Annotated in this window: 10 protein-coding genes; 5 read left to right on the top strand and 5 right to left on the bottom strand. The window is 73.7% G+C overall.

From position 1 onward, the window contains the following. Window positions 1-958, top strand: a 958-nt coding sequence (locus AC07D6_RS02155) for a peptidoglycan-binding domain-containing protein (RefSeq protein WP_479041220.1), incomplete at its 5' end; no start/stop codon positions are given. 203 nt (window positions 959-1,161) lie between these two features. Then, the gene (locus tag AC07D6_RS02150) at window positions 1,162-1,836 is read left to right on the top strand and encodes an HAD-IA family hydrolase (protein WP_479041218.1); all 675 of its coding nucleotides are present in this window, start codon (window positions 1,162-1,164) and stop codon (window positions 1,834-1,836) included. An 89-nt stretch (window positions 1,837-1,925) separates the two neighbouring features. Here AC07D6_RS02150 and AC07D6_RS02145 read toward each other — a convergent pair whose 3' ends face one another. Both AC07D6_RS02145 and AC07D6_RS02140 read right to left on the bottom strand, forming a co-directional pair. Further along, complete coding sequence (locus tag AC07D6_RS02145; protein WP_315878728.1) at window positions 1,926-2,510, bottom strand: TMEM165/GDT1 family protein; 585 nt, start codon at window positions 2,508-2,510, stop codon at window positions 1,926-1,928. Between the two features lie 197 nt (window positions 2,511-2,707). Then, window positions 2,708-3,496, bottom strand: coding sequence for an ABC transporter permease (locus AC07D6_RS02140; protein WP_479041216.1), 789 nt, complete (start codon window positions 3,494-3,496; stop codon window positions 2,708-2,710). 189 nt (window positions 3,497-3,685) lie between these two features. Here AC07D6_RS02140 and AC07D6_RS02135 point away from each other — a divergent pair, with 189 nt between their 5' ends. Next, window positions 3,686-4,345, top strand: a complete 660-nt coding sequence (locus AC07D6_RS02135) for an HNH endonuclease family protein (RefSeq protein ID WP_479041215.1) — start codon at window positions 3,686-3,688, stop codon at window positions 4,343-4,345. Window positions 4,346-4,610: 265 nt separating this feature from the next. Here AC07D6_RS02135 and AC07D6_RS02130 read toward each other — a convergent pair whose 3' ends face one another. The 3 genes from AC07D6_RS02130 to AC07D6_RS02120 all read right to left on the bottom strand — a co-directional run bounded on the left by AC07D6_RS02130 (window position 4,611) and on the right by AC07D6_RS02120 (window position 5,818). Beyond that, window positions 4,611-4,736: a hypothetical protein gene (locus tag AC07D6_RS02130; RefSeq protein ID WP_479041214.1), complete on the bottom strand. Its 126-nt coding sequence runs from the start codon at window positions 4,734-4,736 to the stop codon at window positions 4,611-4,613. 396 nt (window positions 4,737-5,132) lie between these two features. Further along, entirely contained in the window at window positions 5,133-5,504 is a 372-nt protein-coding gene (locus tag AC07D6_RS02125) for a hypothetical protein (protein ID WP_479041212.1), read from the bottom strand. 53 nt (window positions 5,505-5,557) lie between these two features. Beyond that, window positions 5,558-5,818: a hypothetical protein gene (locus AC07D6_RS02120; RefSeq protein WP_479041210.1), complete on the bottom strand. Its 261-nt coding sequence runs from the start codon at window positions 5,816-5,818 to the stop codon at window positions 5,558-5,560. A gap of 107 nt (window positions 5,819-5,925) precedes the next feature. On the opposite strand from AC07D6_RS02120, the gene AC07D6_RS02115 reads away from it, so the two are divergent. After that, window positions 5,926-6,753 carry a helix-turn-helix domain-containing protein gene (locus tag AC07D6_RS02115; protein ID WP_479041208.1) on the top strand — a complete coding sequence of 276 codons (828 nt, stop codon included), beginning with the start codon at window positions 5,926-5,928 and terminating at the stop codon, window positions 6,751-6,753. Further along, the coding region (locus AC07D6_RS02110; protein ID WP_479041565.1) for a DUF397 domain-containing protein at window positions 6,750-6,907 on the top strand (158 nt) is incomplete at its 3' end. The genes AC07D6_RS02115 and AC07D6_RS02110, both read left to right, overlap by 4 nt.

The following is a 6,907-nucleotide window of genomic DNA, read 5'->3' as shown; positions in this document are numbered from 1 at the left end:
CGGGGGCCGGGGGACGGAGCCGGACGTGGAGTCCACGGCACCGCTGTACCTCGGGACCGGGACCGGAGCCGGTCCGGCGGCGGGCCCGCCGCCCGCGGACGGGGCACCGGGCGCGGGGTACGGAGCGCCGGGCCCCGGATACGCGGCGCCGGGGTACGCGGCGGGCTTCACCGGCGCGGGTGACGTGGACGCGACGCACGGCATGGACGGCATGGACGGCATGGACGTCACGCCGGGGCCGCGCCGTTCGCGCCGGCGTGAGGACGTGCGGCGGCCGGCGGGCGGGCGCCGTCCGGGGGCGGTCGCCGCCGCGGTGGCGGCTGTCGTGGCGGTGGCCGGGGCGGTGGCGTTCGCGGGCGGCCTGTTCGACGGCGGCGATACGGCCGACCGGGTGGCGCCCGACCCGAACCTGAGCGCGCCCCCGTGGCCGACCGGCCCGGCGGACCCGGCCAGCCCGGCGCCGGAGGAGAGCGCGGAACCCTCGCGGACCGCCTCGTCGGTGCCGTCCGCCACGTCCTCCGCGTCCGCCAGGTCCTCCGCGCCCGCGGCGGCCCTCTCGCCGTCCGCGTCGGGCGCCCCGTCCTCCACGGGGGCTGGGGGCGGCGCCCCGGACACCGCGGGCCCCACCGCGTCGAAGCTCCCGGAGCGGCGGGAGACCGCCTCGGTGCGACCGCGCCCCGACACCCAGCAGCCGTCCGCGCCGAACACGGAACGGCCGCAGGAGCACGGTTCGACCCTGCAACGCGGCGACCAGGGCGAGGAGGTCCTGGAGCTCCAGTACCGACTGCGCGACCTCGGCCTGTACTACGACGCGATGAACGGCCGCTACGACAAGAACGTCGAGCGGTCCGTCGCCGAGTACCAGACGCGCCGCGGGATCACCGCCGACCCGCGCGGCGTCTACGGCCCCACCACCAGGAAGGCCCTGGAGACCGACACCGCCCACATGGACGACTGAGACGACTGAAACGCCGCCCGTGCGGTACGGGCCGCACCCGTACCGCACGGGCCCGCGCGGGCCCCGGACCGGCCGCCTCCGCGAGGGGCCGGGTGGCGCTGCACGCCCTTTGTTTTGTATCGTGGAGAAACAAAGTGGTCCCGCCCGTATTCCCTGACCGGCGGGCGGGCCCACTTCGTACGTCTTCTGCCTCTGGAGTGCCCATGCCGGCCACCGCTTCCACCCCCGACGTCCTCACCGCCCGCGCCCTGCTGCTCGACATGGACGGCACGCTCGTGAACTCCGACGCGGTGGTGGAGCGCGTCTGGCGGCGGTGGGCGCTGCGGCACGGGCTCGACCCGGAGGAGGCGCTGAAGGTGGTGCACGGCCGCCAGGGGTACGCCACGATGGCCGTCCTCCTCCCGGACCGCCCGATGGAGCAGAACCACGCGGAGAACCGCGAGCTGCTCGCCGAGGAGACCGCCGACCTCGACGGCGTCGTCCCGGTCCCGGGCGCGCCCGCCTTCCTCGCGGCCCTCGCCGCGCTCCCGCACGCCCTGGTGACCTCCGCCGACGCGGCGCTGGCTCGGGCCCGGATGGGCGCCGCGGGGCTGCGGATGCCGGACGTGCGGGTGACCGCGGAGTCCGTGAGCGCCAGCAAGCCGGACCCGGAGGGTTTCCTGAAGGGCGCGGCCGAGCTGGGCTTCGCGCCCCGGGACTGCGTGGTGTTCGAGGACTCCGAGGCGGGCGTCGAGGCCGGGCGGGCCGCCGGGATGCGCGTCGTGGGCGTGGGCCCGCGCGCGGCGGCGTTCGCGCCGGACGTGCACGTACCGGACCTGACGCACCTGCGGGTGGAGGCGGACGCCGACGGCGGGATCCGCCTGCACGTCACGCCGTAGCACCCACCGGCCGGGGCACCCCCGAAGGGCACCCCGGCCGGTCGGGCGGCCGGCCCGCCGGCCCACCGGCCGGCCAGACGACCCGCAGGTCAGCCGACCAGCGCCTCGTACAGGCTGAAACCGGCCAGGGCCAGCATCAGGCCCGCCGCCACCTTCGTGATCAGCCGCAGCGGCACGTACTTCATCAGCGTCCGCCCGCCGACGATGCCCAGTCCGGCGACCGCCCAGAGGGCGAGGACCGCGCCGAGGCCGACGGAGAGCGGGTCGTCGTAGCGGGCGGCCAGGTTCGCGGTCATGATCTGCGTGAGGTCGCCGAACTCGGCGACGAGGATCAGCATGAAGCCCGCCCCGGAGACCTTCCAGAACGACTGGTCGGCGGGGGCCTTCATCTCCTCGTCGTCGCCGTCGTCCTTCTTCAGCAGCAGCATCGCCGCGCCCGCGAGGAACAGCACGCCGACGAACGCCTGCACCAGCCGGTGCGGCAGCAGGGTGAGGACGCTGCCCGCGGCGACGGCGAGCGCCACGTGGACCGCGAAGGCGGCGGCGACGCCCGCGAAGACGTACGACGCCCGGTAGCGGGTGCCCAGCATGAGGCCGGCGAGGGCGGTCTTGTCGGGGAGTTCGGCGAGGAAGACGACACCGAAGGTGATCGCCATGATCGTGAAGCTGAGCACGGGCTGGGTTCCTCAATCGGTCGGGCCGCCGCCGTGCCGAGAGACCTTCACTCACGCGTTCCAGGGGTCGCTTCGGCACGGCAGGGCCATGGATACATGGATTCTGCTGATGCCGAAGGTCTCGCTGGCGGTCTCCGACGAGATCCGCCTCCGGGCGCCGGCCGGGCACGAAGCCCAGCAGTATGTCGACGGTCCGGCTAGGAGCTACTCCCCTTCTGCTCCCTCCAGGGTACGCGACGCCGGCCGGAACCCTCCTCCCGGTGCAGCAACCCCCGCGCGACCAGCTCCAGCACCACCGCGACCGCGACCGCCTGCACCGCCATCAGCGCGACCAGCACGAACAGCTGCACGGCCCCGGCGAGCAGCGGCGACGCCCCGCCCAGCAGCATCCCGACGAACGCGCCCGGCAGTGTGACGAGCCCCACGGTCCTGGTCTGGTCGAGCCCCGGCAGCAGCGCGTCCGCCGCCGCCGTCCGCGCCACCTCCAGGCGGGCCTCCCTCGGCAGCAGCCCCAGCGCGAGGCCGGCCTCGACCTCGCCGCGGCGGGTGGCGAGCTCGTCCAGGGCGCGCCGGCCACCGAGGACGGTGGCGGTGAGCGCCCCGCCGATGAGGATGCCGGTCACGGGGATCAGCGTGATGCCCTCGGCCGGTACGAGCCCGGTGAGCAGCAGCGCCGCGACGACCGGGGCGACCCCGGCGCCCACCGGGGCGGCGGCCCACCACCAGGTGCGGTTGTGCGTGAGGCGCCGTCCGGCGGTCCGCACGGCGACGCCGTACATCATCAGCAGGAAGAGCAGCAGCAGCGGCGCGGCGCGGACCACCCAGCCGATCACCAACGAGACGGCCGCGAGCTGCACCGCCGCGCGCACTCCCGCGACGACGGTCTCGCGGGGCGGGCGCAGCCGGGCGACGGCGACGACGGCCGCCGCGACGGCGAGCAGGGCGGCGAGGACGGCACCGAAGGTGAGGTCGACCGGCAGCAGCACGCGTCAACCCTAGGGCCCCGAGCGTTACCTGTCCGGGTGTCAAGAACTGGACACGGCCCTTGATGTGACGTGTTCATGTCGTCACGCTGTTACCTGGAGCCCATTTCCAGGACATCCGGCGCCACCACCATGGGCGGGCCGCCCGCACGGGCGCACCGGCCGACACCCCCACCGCACAAGGGAGTTCGCATGTTCTCTGTCTACGCGCGTCGATCCACGCGCCGCCTCGCCGCGCTCGCCGCGACGGCCGCCCTCGCGGTCACCGGCCTGCTGACCACCGCCCCCGCCGCCCAGGCGTCCCCGCCCACCCCGGTCAGCGCCGCCACCGCGCGCACGTACCTGGGCCAGCTCACGGTCCGGGCGGAAGGTTCCTCCTCCGGCTACAGCCGGGACCTGTTCCCGCACTGGATCACCCAGTACGACGCCTGCAACACCCGCGAGGTCGTCCTGGAGCGCGACGGCACGGGCGTCGTCCAGGACTCCACCTGCGCGGCGACCGGCGGGAGCTGGTACTCCGAGTACGACGGCGCCACCTGGTACGCCGCCTCCGACCTCGACATCGACCACGTCGTGCCGCTCGCCGAGGCGTGGCGCTCGGGCGCGAGCTCCTGGACCACCACGCAGCGCCGCTCCTTCGCCAACGACCTGACGCGTCCGCAGCTCATCGCCGTCACGGACAACGTCAACCAGGCCAAGGGTGACCAGGACCCGGCCGAGTGGCTGCCCTCGCGCACCGCGTACCGCTGCACGTACGCCCGCATGTGGGTGCACGTGAAGCACTACTGGGGCCTCTCGGTGGACTCCGCCGAGAAGAGCGCCCTCCAGTCGGTGCTGAACGGCTGCTCCTGACGAAACGTCACTCCGCAGGCTGGATCCGGCCTACACCCCGCCCCTCCGTCACCCCGCCCACCCGGCCCCGGACCGCACGGCGGGGTGGCGGAGGGACCCCGGACCCAGGCGGGGCGCCGGGCCCAGGTGAGACACCGAGCCCAGGTGAGACACCGAGCCCAGATGGGGTGCCGGGCCCAGACGGGGCGGAAGGACGGTACGGACACCGTCACACTCGAACCGGACGCCGGACGCCGGACGCCGGTCACCGATCACCGGTCACCGGTCACCGGTCGAGACCTTCGACCACGCGACCTTCGACCACGCGCTCGTACGCCACGGCCGCGCCGACCACACGCGTGCTTGCGAGGTCGTCGTCCACGGGATCGCCGTCCACGGGGTCGTCGTCCACGCGGGCGGCCGACCCCGTACCGGCGTCACACCGTCCCACCTGCGGTGACCCTTCAGTTACCGCGTCGAGGCGCGGTACGGGACGCCGGTGCCGACCAAGCCGTGGCGGGCCCCTCCGGTCGACCGGCCCATCGCCCCGGGACCGGTGCCGACCCCGCCCTACGCGCCGGAGACGCGAAGCGGCACCGCCCGCGTCCGGGGCCCCTCCCCGAGCCGGGGACGACCGACCCGACGTGGACCGGAGGCCCTCGGGTTCGGCTTCCACGGGGTGCGCGTCGGGGCCGGCGCGCACAACCCGGCCACACCCTTCCCGGCCTTCGGGTGGCCGGGGGTCGGGACCCCCCGGACGTGCACCACCGTTCGTCGCGGACCGGAGGGCCGGGACCCGCGCGAACCCTCAGTCCCGCTCCCGCTCCGGACCTGGCCGCCCCGGCCCCGGCTCCCGGAGCAGCTCGGGAAACTGCCGTTCGAGCTCCTGCCGCACCGCTTCCAGGGTCGGGTCGACGACGTTCCACGCGTGCGCGGCCGGGTGGTTCCGGAACAGCGTGCACGCGTCCCCGTACTCGCCCCCGGTGACCTCGCACGAGGGCAGCAGGACGAAGCGCCCGCCGAGCGCGCTCCAGCGGAACCAGACCGCCCCGCCCGTCGCGTCGTCGTCCCAGCAGAACTCCGCGTGCTCCCCCTCGTGTTCCTCGCCCAGTTCGCACATCGGGTGGCCGAACCCGCCGTGCGGGGTGCGTACGGCGGTGACGGCGGTGCACTGCAACATGGGCGCTTCCTGGCCGGGAGAAGGGGAACGACGGACGGACGCGGAGGCGCGCGTCACAGCAGCTCACCCCGGCTCCGGGCGTTCCACCGCTCGATCTCCGCGTGGAGCCGCTCCTTGTGGGTCGCCCGGCGGACCGCCTCGGGTTCGGCCTCCCACTCGGTCCCGCCGCGGACGGGGCGCAGCGACCAGTACGAGCCGGCGACCCCCCGGAACTCCCCGACGCGGTCACCACGGCTGGTGTCCACCACGAGCGTGCCGAGGGTCGGAACGGGCGGGGGGTCCTGCGGGGTCGGACGCTCGGTTTCTCCGGACACCGAAAACTCCTCTCCGTAGTCAATCCACTACCAAGGCGGCTCAGCGTGTCCTAGAGTCGGATTTGCTTCAACGTGTCGGGGAAGGACGGAAAGTCGGTGTTGGGCCGTTGAACATCAAGGAGTTGGACCCGGACAGCTCGCCGCAGGCGGCGTTCGGGGCGCGTCTGCGCAGACTGCGCGGGGAGCGCGGTTGGACGCAGGACGAGTTGGGCGCGCGGATGGGGTACTCCAGTACGCACCTCTCGTCCATAGAAACTGGTCGAAAGATGCCTACCTTGCGTCTCGCGCGCCAGGCGGACGCGGCCCTGGGAACCGGTGACCTGTTCGAGCGCGAATGGCGCGAGATGCGGCAGGGCTCCCTGCTGGAGGGCTTCCCGGAGTTCGTCGAGCACGAGGCCCGCGCGGCGGAGATCCGGTTGTACGAGGTCGGCGTGATGCCCGGTCTCCTCCAGACCCCGGAGTACGCCTCGGTGCTCGCGGAGAGCGCCCTCAAGAGGGGCGCGATCACGCCCGATCAGGCGGAGGAGCGGGTCTCGCTCGTCGCCGAGCGGCAGGCGGCGCTGGTCCGGACACCGCCGCCGATGGTCTTCGCCGTACTGGACGAGAGCTGCATCCGTCGGCCCATCGGGGAACCGGAGGTCATGGAGGCGCAGTTGGAGCGGCTGATCGAGTTCGCCGAGCAGCCGAACACCGTGCTCCAGATCGCGCCGTTCGACATGGGCGCACGTCGCCCGTTCGATCTGCCGATAACCCTGCTGACGATGCCGAATCGCTCGCTCATGTCGTACGCCGAGTCCGCGCAGCAGGGCTTCCTTGAGCGGGAAAGCACCTCGGTCTTGCCCCTTCTGACGGCCTACCATCAACTACAGGCCGAGGCACCGTCGCAGGCGGTCTCCGTGGCCACGATCAAACAGTTACGAAAGGGCACCCCGTGACGACCACGACCGAAACCCCCCGCTGGTTCACCTCCTCGTACAGCAACAATGGCGGCCAGTGCGTCGAGGTCGCTGCCAACCTCGCCGTCTCGCACGGCGTGGTCCCCGTCCGCGACTCCAAGAACCCGACCGGCCCCACCCTGGACCTCCCCGC

This window comes from Streptomyces sp. NPDC045287 (genome assembly GCF_056432325.1).
The sequence above is the reverse complement of the archived record's forward strand: the minus strand, read 5'-3'. Positions and strand labels throughout refer to the sequence as shown.

Excerpts from the sequence above, each read along its gene's own strand:
- AC07D6_RS02150 (WP_479041218.1), top strand. The coding sequence starts at position 1,162 with ATGCCGGCCACCGCTTCCACCCCCGACGTCCTCACCGCCCGCGCCCTG.
- AC07D6_RS02135 (WP_479041215.1), top strand. The coding sequence starts at position 3,686 with ATGTTCTCTGTCTACGCGCGTCGATCCACGCGCCGCCTCGCCGCGCTC.
- AC07D6_RS02125 (WP_479041212.1), bottom strand. The coding sequence starts at position 5,504 with ATGTTGCAGTGCACCGCCGTCACCGCCGTACGCACCCCGCACGGCGGG.